We start from the raw sequence: 16,614 nt of genomic DNA, 5'->3' as shown, positions 1-16,614 counted from the left end.
CCCCACCTATTGGTGGGGCAGCCTTCGGCTTTTCCTTATTCCTGTGGAGCTTAGGGGAATCGAACCCCTGACCTTTTCATTGCGAACGAAACGCTCTACCAACTGAGCTAAAGCCCCTTCCCCGGCACCAGCCGGGCGGCTCCGGAGAGCTAACCCCGATTCTAGACCCGCGCCCATGCCCCGGCGCAAATCGCAGCTGCCAAACCTGTGCACTCAAGCCTCGAACCGGCTCCCGACCCTGCCTCCGGAACCGTACCCCGGGCTATCCTGACAGCCCGGCCACAGGCACGCCGCCGGCCGGAACAGCACCTCTATTCCGCAGGCGAAAAGGAGCAGTGCCATGTCCCTCATCGAAGATATGCTCAGCGAACGGCCCGACGGCGCCGGAACGGATCTGTTGGCGGTGTCCACCTGCGTTATCGCATGCTTTGACTGCGTGCAGGTCTGCAACGCCTGTGCCGACGCGTGCCTGAGCGAAGACATGCTCGGGGACATGGTGGAATGCATCCGCAAGGACCTGAACTGCGCGGACATCTGCGCAGCCACCGGCGCCACCGTGGCACGCACCGGAACCCGGTACAGCGGATATGACGGAAGCACGGCGGCCTTGTTGCGCGCCTGCGCCGCTGCATGCCACCAGTGCGCCGAAGAGTGCGAGCAGCATGCATCCGAGCACGGCCACTGCCGGATCTGCGCCGAGACCTGCCGCCGCTGCGCCGCCATGTGTGAGGAACTGCTGGTGGTTATGGAACGCGGCTAGATGCCGGCCGGCTATGTGCCCGTGCCCACCGCCAGAACCATGCCGCGCAGGTAGGCCGCCTGACCGGCGTGCTCCAGCCCATCGGCCAGGACACTGACCAGCCGGACGCCCAGGGTGACGGGCGGATCCCACGCCGTGTCCACCACCTGGTCCAGATCGCTGCCGCTCACCCCGGAGACGAAGGCGGCGGTCCGCGAATGCACCGCCTCGTAATAGCCCAACAGCACTTCTGCCGACTGCACCTGAACGAGGGCAACCTGCTCGGAATCATGCCCATACCCCGTGTCATCCACCGCAAACGGTAAGCCGACCCGCTTGTACCAGCCTTCGGCGGTCCACGCCTGCTCATGTCCGGCCAGGGGCGCAACCTGGGCATCCTCGCTCCGGGCCAGGTGCCAAATCAGCCAGGAGATGGAATTCCCCGCCGGATAGGGACGGTGGTTCAGGGCTGCGGCATCCAGTCCGTGCACAGCCCCGCGCACCGCCTGGGGCAGACGGCCAAAGGCATCAATAATCAGGTCACTCTGTTCCATGCTGGTTATCTCCATAGGTCGCGTTCCGGCGCCGCATTGCGGACGGGATCGCCGTCATCCTTTCACGCTCCGCACCGCCGGGAAAGGGCAGAGGGGCCGACTCGGTTCCCGGGGAAAGAACCAGCCGCGGCCGGGTTCCATCCGTGGCCTGCGGCCCTAAAATTGCCAGATGAGCTGGACTGACGAGCGTCCTCCCTGGCTTCCGCCCCTGCCGTCACCCAACCGCGGGAGGGTTCGGATTGTCGTGGGCATGGTCCTGATTATCAGCGTCATGCTCGGCGTGCTGGTGGTGGCCTTCCTGGGCGAGACACTCAGCATGTACAGCTGGTGGCCGCTGGCCATCGGCCTGGCGTTCCTCATGTCCGGCCTGCTCAGCCGGCGCCGGATGCCGTAACCGCCCACTCCCGCGCGGGGGGACTGCAACCCAGCCCGACCCGGAGTTAGGCAAGCTTTCACTTGCTGGCAAAGGCCTCCAGACAGGCCTATAACAAAAGCATGAAGAGGCTCTCGTTGGTGCGGACGTATCCGGAGGTGGCCGCGACCGTCGTCGTCGGGCTTGCGGTTGCCGTGCTGCTGGGAACCGGATTTCCCACCGCCGCCGCCTGGACTGCCTCCGGGTATGCCCTGGTCATTGCCGCCCGCACTGCCGTCGGCATGGTCCGCGACATCCGGCAGGGCCACTGGGGGCTAGATGTCCTGGCCGTGCTCGCCATCCTCGCCACAGTGGCGGTGGGCGAGTACGTTGCCGCCCTGATCATTGTGCTGATGCTCTCCGGCGGACAGGCGCTGGAAGACTATGCGGGCAGACGCGCCCGCAGCGAACTCGATGCCCTGCTGGAACGGACACCGCAGACGGCGCACCGGCTCGATGCCGGGAGCGGGACACCCACCGACATTCCCGCGGACGACGTCGCCGCCGGAGACGTTCTGCTCGTCAAACCCGCGGAGCTGGTTCCCGTGGACGGCGTGCTGCTCAGCGCCGAAGCGTCCTTTGATGAATCGTCACTGACCGGTGAATCCCTGCCGGTCACGCGCACTGCCGGAGAGAACGTGCTGAGCGGTTCGGTGAACGGGTCACAGGCTGTGCGCATCCGTGCCACGGCGACGACGGCGAACAGCCAGTACCAGCGGATTGTGGCCCTGGTCCGCGAAGCATCGGAGTCCAGGGCACCGGTGGTCCGGCTGGCGGACCGGTTCGCGGTTCCGTTCACCGCCGTGTCGCTGGTCATCGCCGGGGCCGCCTGGCTCCTCAGCGGCGATCCGGTGCGATTCGCCGAGGTGCTGGTCCTGGCCACCCCCTGCCCGCTGCTCATTGCTGCCCCGGTGGCTTTTTTGGGCGGCATGAGCCGGTCCGCGCGCAACGGCATCATCGTCAAGGGCGGGGCCACCCTGCAGCAGCTGGCCCGGGCCCGCAGCGTTGCCTTCGACAAGACCGGCACCCTGACCTACGGCAGGCCCCGGCTGGTGGCCGTGAACCCCGAGCCACCGTTCTCCGCCGATGAGGTGCTGCAGCTCGCTGCCTCGGCCGAGCAATATTCCTCCCATGTGCTCGCCGCCGCCGTGCAGGCTGCGGCCGTGGAGCGCGGCCTGACCCTGAGCCCGGCTGACTCCGCATCCGAGGTGGCCACCAACGGGGTGCTGGCACAGGTCAACGGCCGCACCGTGCTGGTGGGCAAACAGCGGTTTGTGGCCGCGGCGGTTTCCGGCACGGTGACCGCACCGGCCGCTGGGCAGCTCATGGTGTACGTCGGAGTTGACGGACGTTTCGCCGGCATCCTGGCCCTGAGCGACACCCCGCGGGAAAACGCCCGCGCCACCCTGGACCGTCTGGCCGGGCTGGGGCTGGCCCGTCCTGTCATGCTCACCGGCGACGGCCGGGCGTCAGCGGAAAGCACGGCCGCCGTGCTGGGCATCGGGACCGTTCATGCCGAGCTGCTGCCGGAGGACAAGGTCAGGCTGGTGGCGGCCATGCCGCAGCGGCCGGTGATCATGGTGGGCGACGGCGTGAATGACGCGCCGGTGCTGGCGGCCGCCGACGTCGGCATTGCCATGGGTGCGCGCGGATCCACAGCGGCCGGAGAGTCGGCCGACGCCGTGATCGTTGCCGATGACATCTCGAAGGTGGCGGACGCCGTCGACATCGGCAGGCGGACCATGCGCGTGGCCCTGGGCAGCATCTGGCTGGGCATCAGCCTCAGCGTCGCGCTGATGCTCACGGCGGCTTTCGGGTTCATTCCCGCCGTCGCCGGCGCCCTGACCCAGGAGCTGGTGGATCTGGCCGCCATCCTGAACGCGCTGCGGGCGCTGGGCGGCGGAAGAAGCGCGGCGCCGGCTGCCGCTGTTCCGCCGGAGTCCCGCAAAGTTCCCGAACCCAGTGCCTAGGGAAGAACGGCGGCCAAGGCTTTTCCAGGTGTAGGCGGACCACCGACCATCCTTATTCGCACGTCGCGTCCGTGGGGAGGCGACCTCACCCCACTTTGTACTTGAATCCGCGATGCGTCCCAACAAATCCCAGGCGTTCATAAAAGCGGTGCGCGTCGTGCCGCGCCTCGTCAGAGGTGAGTTGCACGAGATCAGCCTCGATCAGGGGTGCTGCTGTGCCGGTAACCCAGCACATCATCGCGGATCCTACCCCGCTTGACCTGTTGTCGCTTCGCACTCTAACTGCCTCGACAAGAAGCCGAGTCGCACCGCGTCTTGCCATTCCCGGAATTCGGGTCAGCTGCATGGTCGCCAGAAGCTCGTCCTCATCGTCGACGACAACGATGAGCTCGTTGGATGGATCTTCGATGATCGCCGTCAGAGCAGAACGGTATGCGGGAGCATCAGAGGTCAAAGCCTTGTCACCTCGATTAGCGCTAATCGGATCATCGGCGAGTAGAAGCATGAGTGATTCGAGATCATCTTCGGAAGCTCTCCGCAGAGTGAAGTCCCGGCCCTTGGCATTCAGAGTGGCTGGCAAGTTCAAGGTTCTGATCATCCTCGTAGTGTGCCACTACCAATCCGACAACCTGTCCGAACAGGGCTCGACTACCGCCAGATCGTGTTCAGCTGGACAGCCAAAGACCGTGCTGCACTGACCTCCTCCAAGGTGCAGGAAAGTACTAACGGGGACGTTTGTTTGTATCCTCGTCAGGTTTATCTCGAATTCGGAGCGGTCAAGCGTTGAAACAGAGATAGCAACAGTTCTGAGGTTTCCAAAAGCTGGGCATGGGTAATTCTCGTCCGGGCAATTAATGAATTGTCGTTAGGATTGGCTGGTTCCCATCCAAGCACCCCGGATTGAGTCCATGAGCCGCAAAAGTAAACAGCTGGTCCGTTCCCGTATCAGGCCGGACTTCGGTCTGCCTTGGATTCCGATCCTCCTCGGGGTTGCCACCTTGGTCGTCGGAACCTCCGGGCTCGTGGTCACCACGATGCAACCGGCCTCCGAGGTCAAGATCGTTGTTGAGGGCCAGCAACCGTGGAATATCTCCCAGGAAACGGTCGAAGCGGCGCTTGATGAACCGGTTGCTTCCTGGCAGCCGCTTACCCTCGTGGTCACCGACCGGACCTTGAGCCCTGAGGAACAGCAGGGGAACCTTGATCCGGGCACCGATATCCTGCTGAGTACCCAACTCCCGGTACCCAACAAGGAACGCGCCCCCTACGACACGGTCAGGCAGGTACAGGCCGTCGGCAAGGTGGGAATCCGCCCGGTCTTCGATGATCCGGCTCAAAACCGCACCGCCGTCGAGGAAGTCCACGATGCCTACCAGGTTAATGTCGGGCTGGGCCACGGCCCGCTGGCCGTGATCGCCGCGGCACAGGAAGCCTCCTTGCAGCTCTCCGACGCGCCTGAGCAATCAATCTGGCCATGGCTCATGGGTACCGTCCTTGGGTTGGTGCTGACGGCGTTCGCCATGTCACTAGCTTTGAAGCGCCGCTCTAAGTGGGAAGCCCGCTTCCGTCGGCTGACCGCCGCTCAACGCCGTCTGGCCGGGGTGGTCTTGGATCTCGAGGCTCTGGAAGTCACCTACCGCACCATCGATCCGGAACAGCGCCCGGCCGGGTTCACCGAAGCGTGGACCAAGGTGCGTGATGCGTCTTTGGACTTGGCCCGCACCGAGAAAAAAGTTGTTGCTGCTGTGCGGGCGCGCAGCAGCGGCATGACAGCGCGGACCGCCAAAAAGGTGGAAGAATTCGAAACCCAAGTCTCGGACTTGGTGGCAGCAGCCGATGCAGTGATGGGGGCCGGCTCCGTCATTGGAGATTTCGGCAGTGGTGAAACTACTTTCCAGCGGCTGAGCGCACCTCTGGCATTCGCCGCCAGGGAACTGTTGACGCGCCTGCGCGCCGCCCCTGCCGGCGCCGTCGAGCCCCAAGTCATCACCAGCCTCGAATCCGCGCTGGACTCGCTCCTTGAGGCCGGCGCCGGCACGACCGGCGGTGCCGAGCCTGCCGTGCGTGCCTGGGAACGGGCGGAGCGCGGACTTAAACGCCAAGGGCAGACCCTCTCCCGAAAGCTGCGCCATATGCTGCCCCGGCGCAGGCTGCGCCGCATGCCGGCGCGTCCTGCCGTGATCCCAAGGCCCACCGAAGACCTGAGCGTGTTGCGCCTGAGCCTCGGCCTGACACCCCAGGGGTCCCGCCGTTCCCTGACTGCGCTGGACGAGGCGAATGCCATGGCCCGCGAAGTTTTCGGCAGGCTCCCTGAATTCGATGATGCTGCTCCCGAACAGACACAGCGCAAGCTCCCGGTGAATCCCAAACTTCGCAAAGGCATCGGTCAGGGCGCGAAGGTGCTGGCTGGAATCGCCCTGGCGTTCGCCGCTCTAGTCCTAAGCCTGATTGTCACTTTCGCCATCGATGAAGGTACTGGAAATTTGCCAACCGGAAACCGGCCGCTAAAGGCGTTGCACGTAGATCCGGACGACAGCAGGTTCGATGTGGAAAAGATCCGCCGCAACGTAGAAGACAATTTCCTTGAAGACGTCGAAGTGACGGTGGTTGCCGGTGACGCGGAGGACGACCTGCTGCTCAGCATGGACCCTGAGGTGAATTCCCGGAAGTACGACCCGCAGGATCCCTTCGCGAGCCATCGCGTCGACGCCAGCCATCTGCTGGAAACCATGTGGAAACTCAAGGCCCAATACCCCCATTTGGTTGACGAGAGTACCGGGGAACTGCTCCCCGGGCAGGCGGTGGTGCCCGTCTATTTCTTTGATAACGGGTACACAACGGTGCCCGCGTGGTTAAGTTCGGAGGTCTACTACGCAGATGCCCGCCGGATGGGTCGATTCAACTGGGATACCAGCGAATTCTTCATTAGTAAGCCCGTGGAATCGGTGTCCGATGCTCTGGAAGCAATTTCGAAAGCCCAGAAGTGGAACGGCTACACGTGGGGGATTTCCTCCACCTCGGACGGCCTAATCCTGTTCCTGATCCCGATCTTCGGGATTGTCCTGTTCATCGGTTACCAGGTGCTGCGCTACGGCGGCAGCATGTCCATGCGTCTCGGCCGCTTCGGCAAGGACGCTGCCAGGCTGCGCACGGTCCGCAAGGATCTGGAGGCTTTGACGATGGGGCTGGACGATTCACGGCTCAACGCGGTGTTCATGGCGGATCAGGGTTCAGCACCGCTGGCGGCCGATAGCGACCAACGGCTCTTCGAAAGTGCCTTGGCCGTGGCTTGGCGGATGGCCGAGGAACTCGCGTCCCGCCCGTTGGCCCAGCGTCTCGGCCCGGATTACACGGATCAGATCCGCAGGTTCGAATACCTGGTCTCGGTGCTTTCGGTGCGCGATGCCGATGATGCCTGGCGCGCCCAAGCCCTGCTCGACGCCGAACGCGAGGCCTAGTCCCCAGAATGCCGGTGACCAGCGGCCCAGGATCGGTTGTCCTTGGTTGACTCCGGTTATGACCAGTAAGTCAACCTTGGATCCCGCCGACCCGGAGTCCTGGACCCCGCAGCACTGGTCCCGTGAAGAGTGGTTCTATATGTGGACCAAGGGCCTGGATCCGTGGCGCATCGCCGTGCTGCGCCGGGTGCCGTACCGGAAGGTCTACGACCAAGTCCGCACCTGGATCATCCATCACCCCGAACTGTTCGGGCAGCGGCTCATGGTCCATGAGCAGTCGGCCCTGCCGCCGGGCGGTCTGAAGAAGCCGAAGCCCACAGGGGAAGAACGGGCCGCCGACCTGATGGACTTCCGACAGGTCTATGTAACCTTCCCCCGCGGATACCTCGAGAGGGAAAGCTCGCTGTACAGCTTCCTGCAAAGCCAACGCGGCCGGTACCGGGCCGGAAAACTCCTCGAATCCCGGAAGGACTATTTGGATGACAGGGTGCCTGGATGGCTGACAGTCCCAAAGTTGGAAAGAGAGCGTGAACTTTGGGACCAACAGCTTGGCGAGTTGGAGAAGTTCGTCCGTGAACGCGGCAGGTATTCGCTGTACACGACGGGCGTAGATACCTCGGGAAAAAATCCTCACTGTGTGGTTGGAACGCCAACGTCACTGCCTGTGCACTGGGCGTCTAACTACAACGCGGATACGGAGTCTGGACCTACAAATTCCCGCTTGGCAGAGACCCTGAAGGTTCCGAACGGAACTACGGTCGTCACGAGGGTGACGGCCACGATGGTCGCGGTGATGGCAAAAGCGTACCGAAAACGGTACGCTTTTGACATGAGATCGAATAGTTCTTACCGGCAGACCCTGAGGGAAATTGCCTACGACACCCATGGCGTCATAACAGTAGCCGATGCAAGGGAAGCAGGAGTCCCGCCCGTCGAGCTCCGGAAGCTCACCGCACGTGGGGCTCTACGACGGATCGGGCATGGCGTTTATCGGATGATCGAAGCTCCTTCGAACAACCTCGCCGAGTTCGCTGAAGCTGTCGCTCTCGGGGGAGAAGGGGCAGTACTCGCCGACGAGTCGGTGCTCGCGGCCTACGGGCTGGGTCAGGTCAACCTCCGCAAAATCAGGGTTGCAACTCCTCGGCGGGTTCGTAGCCGGCTCCCGAACACCGTCGTGATTGAACAACGGAAACTGCCTCTCGGAGTCCGGGACTACATTGATGGAATCCCGGCGATGAGTGTGGAAAGCGCATTATTGGGTTCACGAGGACGAATCATGACTGAACGCTTGGTCGATGCGGCTCGGAAGGCGGAACAACATGGTTTACTCGACTCAGCAGCCGCAACCCGCGTCATTAGAGAATTAGAGACATCTTGAGCACACCACTCGAAGAAAATCAGCCTGAAGAAATCATTCCTCCCAAGAATGTCCGGTATTTAGAGAGAAATATCGCAGAGCGGGCAAGGGCTGAGAGATCCACCGTTGGCAAGCTCAAGTCCTTGGTAGCCAACCTGGTGGTGTGCCAGATGTTACCGCCATCGGCTGTGAAGGGCGGCACTGGTCTGAAGCTACGGCTCGGCGAGAACCTCACCCGTCAAACTCCGGACCTGGACACAGCCTTTCGTGGGAACATGAAGGAGTTCGAGGAGCAGTTACGAGAGAATCTTAACTCCGGCTGGGGAGACTTCACTGGCGCGGTAATTTCAGGTATCCCTCGCGCGCCAGCGAGCGTGCCCGCCGCCTACGTCATGCGGCCTTTTGCCGTGAAACTGCAGTATCGGAAGAAGCCTTTCACGACTGTGGAGCTTGAAGTCGGCTTCGACGAACTTGAGGCAACCGAAGAACTCACGGAGACAGCACTCTCCGCGGAATTGGTCGAGACCTTCGTGGCCTTGGGGCTCCCCCAGCCGAACCCCGTGCCTGTACTTCCCCTCCACCATCAAGTCTCACAGAAACTGCATGCCTGTACCGAACCGGGCAGCCAGCGGGCTCACGATCTGGTCGACCTGCAGCTGATGGAAGATCTTGCCGACGACGTCTTGGTGGCCGAGACGGTGGAAAGGCTCTTCCGATTCCGACGCCAACACGAGTGGCCAGCCCACGCCGTCTCTACTAAGGAGTGGGAGACTCTATACGCCGATGCGGCCCTCGGCCTGGAACAAGTAGTGCTTCCAACAGTCGGCGGCGCCATCAAATGGCTCAACGATGAATACATTCCGCGTATCGTTGCAGCGGGACGAAATTCCTAACGCTTCACGAGGGATTCAAAAGGGGTCGTTCGTGCTCTGGGGGCTGGGGAATTTCCTGCTCAAGGAGTGAATGGGAGTAGCACGGTAGAGGGTCCCTCCCCGCGGCTCAGGTTTACTCGGTCGGCAAGAAGAACCGCAGAGTGGCCATGCATTGTGGCTGATGCAGTGCGGCAAAACAGAGTACAACGTGCACGTAGCATCGACGTATGGATTATGACCTGGTCAGAATGGGCTCGACTAACTTCGAACAGATGGCAGTCGCTCTTTGTAGCGCAGAGTTTGGATCTGGCGGAGACAGCTTCGGTCGTGGCTCCGATGGTGGTCGTGAATGGATCTACAAAGGATCACTACCACTCCCTTACGAATCTGGTCCGGAGGAATCATGGACCGGGTACTCGGTCGCTCAGGCAAAGCACAAGTCGCCGGGAGGCATGAAGGATGTCCCCTGGCTGCTAAAGCAGATCCAGCTAGAAGTTAACGACTGGATGGATGAAGATTCCAACCGGGGGCAGAAACCGGACAATCTTCTCATCATCACTAACGTCGATTTGAGTGGAGTTCCTCAACGCGGAGGCATCGACCAAGTAACAGAGAAGATGAAAAGCCACGCAGAAACGCTTGGCTTGAAGGACTGGAAGGTCTGGCATGCGGCTCACATCTCCAGGCTCTTGGATGATCACCCAGGTGTGAGGCAAACGTACCTGGGCTTGGTTACAACCGGTGACCTCATCGCAACACTAACTGACCATTACAGCGCTCAGAAGGCCGATGATTTCGCCATCCTTCAAAACTTCGTTGCGAAAGAATTGGTGTCACAGGCCAATGTGCGTCTGACACGGGCAGGGGACGGTCCAGAATCAGAGAAAATATCTGACATCGGAATCGACCTACCCGCGCGCCGAGTTTCCCAAGACCTACAATCCGACGATGTCTTATCAGTAGGGGAGACCCTTATCCAAGCAGGCAACCATGTTCTGACGAAAAATACCGACGATAACAGCTCAGTCATTGTGGGAGGACCAGGGCAAGGAAAATCTACGATCACTCAGATGATCTGCCAGGCATACCGGCTGGCACTCCTAAAAGGCTCGATCAGCGGTCAGAGTAAGCAAACCCAACAGAACATGGTGGCTCTGGAGAGGCATTTCAGCGCCATAGGGTTCAGCCTGCCAACGATGCATCGTTGGCCAATTTATCTAAGGCTTAACCAGTACAGCCAGGAGCTCTCTGGCGCGAGGGATATCTCCATGCTGCGTTATATCGCTCAGCTCGTGACTGAGCGGACTTCAACTAATATCACAGCACACCAGCTGCAGTCTTGGCTGGTTAAGTGGCCGTGGGTTGTAGTGCTCGATGGGTTGGATGAGGTGCCAGACGCGCTGACGCGGTCGAACCTGCTGGAAAAAATTTCTGACTTCACAACGGACATTGCGCAGGCAAAGGCTGACGTGTACATACTGGCCACAACTCGCGAGCAGGGTTACGAACGTGACTTGGAGATGTTGGGGCATGGAGAATATAAACTAATTTCATTGGAGAAGCCTCAGGCGCTCTCATACGCAGAAAAACTCGTCGCCGCTCGTTTCCCTGAGGACGAAGACACTGCGAGGGACGTTCTCAAACGGTTGACTGTTTCGGCCGAAGACGCCGCTACTGCAGCTCTTCTAAATACCCCGCTTCAGGTCAGCATCATGACCTCTCTTATGCGGGACCAGGTCAAGGCCCCCACCACTCGCCATGAATTGTTCGAGAGCTATTACGACACGGTTCTGCGTCGGGAGTCCAATAAAGAGGGCCGTTTGGGTGAGAAGATGACGGGCCTAAGCGCAGAGATCTCTGCCATCCACAATGTTGTTGGTGCTCGCCTGCAAAGTGATTCTGAGTCTGCTGGAAAAGCAGACATTCATATAACCAAAGCCGAACTAGAGGCGATGGCTGCCAAATATTTCGAAGAAGTCCAGACCTATTCTACGGGTGAAGCGTTGACGAAGGCTTCCGATATCGTATCTCTGGCAACCCATCGCCTTGTGTTGTTGGTCGAGGCTTCTCCGGACCGTTGGGGATATGAAATCAGGAGCTTTCAAGAGTTCACAGCGTCAAGGTATCTTCTGGATGCGCCTGAGGAACTAATCATCAAGCGTCTATGGGAACTCGCGCCGAGCGCTCATTGGCGCAATGTATGGCTCTTTGCCGTCGGAAGACTTTTCAAAGAACGGCCACACCTCCGGAACGACGTGATGGGGATCGTTAGGGACCTAGATACTAGAGATCTCGCAAACCAAATGACCCTTCCTGGTGCCAGGTTGGCGGCCGACATGTTAATTTACGGGCTCGCGTCATCCCTTCCTCAGTTCAGGAATAAGTTGCTCAATGAGGCAATCAGGGTGCTAGGCCGCTATGGGGTCCGGTTCGACCTGTTCGATGTCCTCAACCGGGCGACAAAGGAGAACTTTGTACTAACAACGTCGGTAAAAGAGATTTTTCGGGCGAACCTCGGCGGCGGAGGCTCTATTCGGGTACGGAGCATTGCAACAATGCGCATGTGGGCAGATACTTTCACCGGACCGATTCCCGCGTTCTGCCGACAGATTTTGCCTTCGCTCGAGGCGGCCGAAAGAGCGAGTGGGCTTGCGCCCGCGACCGATGGATTCGTCGAGACGGTCATCACATCCCTTTCACACCACTTCGCGACGGTCGAACAGCAGGTGGCCTCTGCAGATGACTTCGAAGAGTTGGATGATGATGAGGCAGCGCTACTCAGTGACTTCAAAGACGGATTGCGTGCTGCGGCAGTTATGGATGGGGATGGAGGCCGACTTCTCCTGCTCGGTCCGCCGACGCTCTCTGCGTCACTGTTGGAAAAAATCAATGAGTCACCGGCGATGCTTCGGATTGTCGACATCGCGCGTATGAGTTCTGGTACCGACGTGATGGTCTCTGACGTCATCTGCATGGAATTTTTGCAATTAGTCAGTCATCGAGCGATCGACCGTTCAAGTTTGGACTTCAGTTTCTAGGCCATGCTGGCGGGTAGACCCCCTTGTTTGACACAGGAGGAACTTCAGGACAGTTTCGTGGCCGACTGCCTAGTGTCGTAGCCGATCCCTCAGTGTGCGCGGTTGAGCGATGAAAAAGGTTGGCCTCAGCGTCTCCTCAGCTGGTGAGCAAAGTGGCGATGTTGACCGCTTCCTCAGCGTTGGGGTTGCTTCCGGCCAGCCGGATGAGGTCGCTCTTGCGTGGGCTGGTGAAAGGACCCAGGGGCTCCTCCTGCGTCTCAACGAAGAGCTCAAATCGGCGTCCATGAGCGTTTTCTCCTATCCACTGGTAAACCTCCGTCACACTCTCGACTTCGCTCAAGATATAGGCATCTAGCATCCAGCCGCGCGGCGGTGATGCTCCTGGAGGAGTGGGCAGGGCAGGCCTCATATCCAATCGATCTAGTACCTGGCACCTACCGCGTCCGGTACTCGGCAAAGGGAATGGACTCAGGCCGCGCAGCCGACACTACCTTTGAATCAGGGGAGCCCCTCGACAGCTATCAGCTCATCTTCTGGTCCGCTGAGCGCGCGGCGCCCGAGCACGTGATTCGTCAGGAGAGCCAAACCGCCCAGTACTGGAATAGCTGGGCTGGCTCCCTGCATCCGACAGCTGAAGGCAGATAACTGGCCATGCTCAAATAGCGGTGCCCCCATTGAGACGCGCTGCTGCCCCTTCGCCTCTAGGGACAACGAAATTCTCCTGACCGTTTCGTACTGCCGTTGCGAGTTCCGTTCACATGAAACCAGTACCCAGGGAGTCAGCGCCTAGAACTGGATGCCGCGCGAAAGTCCGCCGTCCACCAGGAGATTGGCGCCGGTTGTTCGGCTGGAGACAGGGCTGGAGAGGAAGACGACGGCGTCGGCCACTTCCTGCGGCACCCCCATCCGCCCGGTGGGGTTCAGCCCCATGGACTCCGCGAAGAGTTCGGGGTTGTTGGCCTCGATGCTCTGCCAGACACCGCCGTCGTGATAAGTATTCCCTGGCGACACGGTGTTGGCCCGGATGCCCTGGTCCGCCAGCTGGAAAGCCAGGCCGGCCATGTACGCGATGAGCGCTGACTTCACCGTTCCGTAGGGTCCGGAGGTGAAGTCCACTTCCCGGCCGGAGACGCTGGATATGGCCACCAGGGAGGGAGAGGAACTGCCCTGGACATGCGGAAGCGCCGCCTTCATCAGGCGTACTGTTCCCAGCAGATCCACTTCGAGCGAGGCCTGCCATCCCGCATCGGAGTCATCGATGGCCAGGGCGCTGACGTTGCTGACCACGGCGTCAATTCCGGTAAAGCGTTCGGCCACGCCGTCCACCCACCGTGCCACGGCGTCGGCGTCTGCCATATCCACGGCCGTTCCCTCCACGCGCGGTCCCACAGCCGACAGGATCTCCTCGGCCTCCGCCACCTGCTCAGCGCTGCGCGCGCAGAAAGCCACGTTGGCGCCCTCCGCCAGGAACGTTTCCACGATGGCCCGGCCAATTCCCCGCGTACCTCCGGTAACAAGGGCGGTTTTTCCAGTCAGCTGCAGGTCCATGACGTACCTTCCGGTTCGGTGTTAGATCAGTTCGGCGCTGCGGCGGCGGAGGTCGGCGTGCAGACCCGCGTAGGCGTCGGCCGGAGGAAAGAGCGCTTTTCGCGCCTTGACCACCACGCTGTAATTGGCGTCAACCGCATTGGCGATCGGGGCAAGGGCAGTCTGGGTCAGCAACTGGTAGGCGTCCATCTGGTGGAGGCCAAAGAGCTCACCAAACCAGCGGACCATTTCCACCTGTCCAATCCGCCACGAGTCCTCCATGGGACGCGAGGATCCCACCGCCATCCACTCGGAGTCGGTCTCCAGCCGCGGCCAGGCCGGGGCTCCACCCTTGATCAGTTCCACGATGATCGTGGAATTCATCGCGCCTTCGACGGCGGTGCCGCACGCTTCCCCTTCGCCCTGGCGGTAGTGGCCGTCCCCAACCGAGAACAGGGCACCTTCCTGGTTCACCCCGAGATAGACCGTTGTCCCTGCCTTGACCTCCGGAGAGTCCATGTTGCCGCCGAATCGCTCCGGCACCAGCGAGGACCGCACCTCCCCGCCCGGCGGTGCGACACCCACGGTGCCGAGCATCGGTTCAAGGGGAAGGGCAATCTCAAAGTCCCCGAACCGGGCCGAGAAACCCACCGTCTGGTTCGCGGAGTCAACGTGGTAAATCCAGGTGGTGTCCGGCAGCGGATCCTGCAGGAAAGCCGTCCGGTCGGTACTTGTCAGACCGCCGAAAAAGGGAATGGTGGCTGACGCGCCGTAACTGCGTGCAGGAGTCAGATCCACGATATGCAGGGCCAGCGTATCCCCGGGCTCAGCCCCCTCCACATAGAAGGGGCCGGTCTGCGGATTCACGAAGTTGAGATTTACCTTTTCGCTGGAAATGTCCTCTATTGATGTCAGCGCATTGTTGAAGGCATCCTCGGACCACAACTTCAGTGCCGTGCCCGGTTTTATCCGCAGCACCGGAGCAACTCCTCCGAACGTATAAACCAGCTGGTCACGGCGGGGCCTGTATTCCACGGATTCCATGCCGGGATCCTATCGGCGCTGGCTCGCAAACAACAGGCTCGCTTACCACCGGTCAGCCACAAGTGGACCTCCGGCCACTCCGCACGCCCACCGGGTCGCCAACCCGCTGCCGGCGGGAGGGATAATGGACAACGGTCCGGACACCGCCGCGGCCGCGAGCAGCGCAACCAGCTAGGGGACGTCCATGACCTTGATCGACAACGGCGTGTATGTGGACGGTAAGCGGCAGCACACTCCGGACAACCTCGACGAGACCTTCGAACTGACGCGCACCTCCGGTGGGATGGCGTGGATTGGCCTGTACCGGCCGGACGACGTCGAGCTGCTGGCCGTCGCGGAGGAGTTCGGCCTGAACCTGCTGACGGTGGAAGATGCTCTGGCGGGACATCAGCGGGCCAAGCTGGAGCATTACGACGACACCCTGTTTGCGGTGCTGCGCCCGGCGCGCTATCTCGACGACGTGGAGCGGGTGGAGTTCGGTGAACTGCACGTTTTTGTCGGCCCCAACTTTGTTGTCACCGTCCGCCACGCCGAGTCTCCGGACCTGGGGCGTGTGCGCAAACGGCTGGAACAGGAACCGGACCTGCTGGCCCTTGGCCCGCACGCCGTGCTGTACGCGGTGCTGGACCAGGTGGTGGATGAATACGCGCCGGTGGCCGCCGGATTGGAGAATGACATTGACGAAATCGAGGATCAGCTCTTTGGCGGCGACGTGGAGGTGTCACGCCGCATCTATGAACTGTCCCGGGAGGTCATCCAGTTCCAGCGGGCGCTGTCCCCGCTGGAGGGCGTGGTGGGAGCCCTGCAGCGCAACGCGGACCAGTTTGGTGTTCCCGCCGAGCTGCGGGACAACCTCGGCGACGTGCTGGACCACGTCCTGCGGCTGATCGACCGGGTCAATGCCTACCGCGCGCTGCTGGAGAACGCCCTGAATCTGGCCTCCACGCTGGCCTCCAACCGGCTGGCGGAAACCAGCATTGAGCAGAACGAACAGGTCAAGCGGATCTCCTCCTGGGCTGCCATTCTTTTTGCCCCCACCCTGGTGGGAACCATTTACGGCATGAACTTTGAGCACATGCCTGAGCTGGCCTGGGAGTGGGGCTATCCGCTGGCGCTGGTGGCTATGGTGGTTATGGGTGCGGCGCTGTACGTCACCTTCAAACGGAACAAGTGGCTTTAGCCTTTTCACCGGAAAAGAACAGGACGGTCATCATGCGTTCAAGGGCACCCTTGGGCCGGCGGTTGCCCGGCGCCCTCCGGCTGGCAGCGGCCCTGCTGGCGGTGGTTGCTTTGGTGTCCTGCGCTGACAGCCCTGGCTCCGGGACGCCCTCGGTGGAGGGCAGTTGGGGCGACACGGATAATTCCAGTGCCCCCTCGCTGGACTTCGCTTCCGACGGCCGGGTTAGCGGGACTGACGGCTGCAACCGCCTGATGGGGTTTTGGACTCAGGACGGCGCGGCAGTGACCCTGAAGGATATGGCCTCCACTCTGATGGCATGCCAGGGGGTGGACACCTGGCTGTCCGCTGCCGCCACCGCCGAAATCGACGGCGACACGCTGGCCCTGTTCAACGGCAACGGTGACCCGATCGGCACCCTCCAGCGCTAGGTGCCGGCTGCCCTAACCGGCCGGACGAGAGCCCG

The 16,614-nt window shown here is 61.4% G+C and carries 14 protein-coding genes and 1 tRNA gene; 9 read left to right on the top strand and 6 right to left on the bottom strand.

Annotated features, from left to right (window positions below):
• Window positions 1-44 precede the first annotated feature (44 nt).
• A tRNA-Ala gene (locus AAE021_RS16900) sits at window positions 45-117 on the bottom strand.
• Between the two features lie 223 nt (window positions 118-340).
• On the opposite strand from AAE021_RS16900, the gene AAE021_RS16895 reads away from it, so the two are divergent.
• A complete protein-coding gene (locus AAE021_RS16895) occupies window positions 341-760 on the top strand; it encodes a four-helix bundle copper-binding protein (RefSeq protein ID WP_342023454.1) in 420 nt (139 codons plus the stop codon).
• An 11-nt stretch (window positions 761-771) separates the two neighbouring features.
• Here AAE021_RS16895 and AAE021_RS16890 read toward each other — a convergent pair whose 3' ends face one another.
• Window positions 772-1,293, bottom strand: coding sequence for a mycothiol transferase (locus AAE021_RS16890; protein ID WP_342023453.1), 522 nt, complete (start codon window positions 1,291-1,293; stop codon window positions 772-774).
• 169 nt (window positions 1,294-1,462) lie between these two features.
• Between AAE021_RS16890 and AAE021_RS16885 the strand changes: the two genes are divergently transcribed.
• Window positions 1,463-1,687, top strand: coding sequence for a hypothetical protein (locus tag AAE021_RS16885; protein WP_342023452.1), 225 nt, complete (start codon window positions 1,463-1,465; stop codon window positions 1,685-1,687).
• Between the two features lie 101 nt (window positions 1,688-1,788).
• A complete protein-coding gene (locus AAE021_RS16880) occupies window positions 1,789-3,675 on the top strand; it encodes a heavy metal translocating P-type ATPase (RefSeq protein ID WP_342023451.1) in 1,887 nt (628 codons plus the stop codon).
• Between the two features lie 85 nt (window positions 3,676-3,760).
• On the opposite strand, the gene AAE021_RS16875 is transcribed toward AAE021_RS16880, so the two are convergent.
• Window positions 3,761-4,273, bottom strand: coding sequence for a GNAT family N-acetyltransferase (locus tag AAE021_RS16875; protein ID WP_342023450.1), 513 nt, complete (start codon window positions 4,271-4,273; stop codon window positions 3,761-3,763).
• Between the two features lie 310 nt (window positions 4,274-4,583).
• On the opposite strand from AAE021_RS16875, the gene AAE021_RS16870 reads away from it, so the two are divergent.
• The 4 genes from AAE021_RS16870 to AAE021_RS16855 all read left to right on the top strand — a co-directional run bounded on the left by AAE021_RS16870 (window position 4,584) and on the right by AAE021_RS16855 (window position 12,400).
• The gene (locus AAE021_RS16870; protein WP_342023449.1) at window positions 4,584-7,133 is read left to right on the top strand and encodes a hypothetical protein; all 2,550 of its coding nucleotides are present in this window, start codon (window positions 4,584-4,586) and stop codon (window positions 7,131-7,133) included.
• 58 nt (window positions 7,134-7,191) lie between these two features.
• On the top strand, window positions 7,192-8,511 hold the full coding sequence (locus tag AAE021_RS16865; protein ID WP_342023448.1) for a type IV toxin-antitoxin system AbiEi family antitoxin domain-containing protein: 1,320 nt from the start codon (window positions 7,192-7,194) through the stop codon (window positions 8,509-8,511).
• Window positions 8,508-9,383: a nucleotidyl transferase AbiEii/AbiGii toxin family protein gene (locus AAE021_RS16860; RefSeq protein ID WP_342023447.1), complete on the top strand. Its 876-nt coding sequence runs from the start codon at window positions 8,508-8,510 to the stop codon at window positions 9,381-9,383. Before AAE021_RS16865 ends, AAE021_RS16860 begins: the two co-directional genes overlap by 4 nt.
• A 206-nt stretch (window positions 9,384-9,589) precedes the next feature.
• Entirely contained in the window at window positions 9,590-12,400 is a 2,811-nt protein-coding gene (locus AAE021_RS16855) for a hypothetical protein (RefSeq protein ID WP_342023446.1), read from the top strand.
• A 136-nt stretch (window positions 12,401-12,536) separates the two neighbouring features.
• On the opposite strand, the gene AAE021_RS16850 is transcribed toward AAE021_RS16855, so the two are convergent.
• The 3 genes from AAE021_RS16850 to AAE021_RS16840 form a co-directional block, all read right to left on the bottom strand.
• On the bottom strand, window positions 12,537-12,740 hold the full coding sequence (locus AAE021_RS16850) for a hypothetical protein (protein WP_342023445.1): 204 nt from the start codon (window positions 12,738-12,740) through the stop codon (window positions 12,537-12,539).
• 446 nt (window positions 12,741-13,186) lie between these two features.
• The gene (locus AAE021_RS16845) at window positions 13,187-13,948 is read right to left on the bottom strand and encodes an SDR family oxidoreductase (protein ID WP_342023444.1); all 762 of its coding nucleotides are present in this window, start codon (window positions 13,946-13,948) and stop codon (window positions 13,187-13,189) included.
• A 21-nt stretch (window positions 13,949-13,969) separates the two neighbouring features.
• Window positions 13,970-14,971, bottom strand: a complete 1,002-nt coding sequence (locus AAE021_RS16840) for an acetamidase/formamidase family protein (RefSeq protein WP_342023443.1) — start codon at window positions 14,969-14,971, stop codon at window positions 13,970-13,972.
• A 184-nt stretch (window positions 14,972-15,155) separates the two neighbouring features.
• On the opposite strand from AAE021_RS16840, the gene corA reads away from it, so the two are divergent.
• The gene (corA, locus tag AAE021_RS16835; RefSeq protein ID WP_342023441.1) at window positions 15,156-16,151 is read left to right on the top strand and encodes a magnesium/cobalt transporter CorA; all 996 of its coding nucleotides are present in this window, start codon (window positions 15,156-15,158) and stop codon (window positions 16,149-16,151) included.
• A 32-nt stretch (window positions 16,152-16,183) separates the two neighbouring features.
• Window positions 16,184-16,579: an META domain-containing protein gene (locus AAE021_RS16830; protein ID WP_342023440.1), complete on the top strand. Its 396-nt coding sequence runs from the start codon at window positions 16,184-16,186 to the stop codon at window positions 16,577-16,579.
• Window positions 16,580-16,614: the final 35 nt, after the last annotated feature.

The sequence above is a fragment of the Arthrobacter citreus genome (genome assembly GCF_038405225.1).
Lineage (GTDB): Bacteria > Actinomycetota > Actinomycetes > Actinomycetales > Micrococcaceae > Arthrobacter_B > Arthrobacter_B citreus_A.
This window is presented reverse-complemented; position numbering and strand designations above follow the sequence as displayed.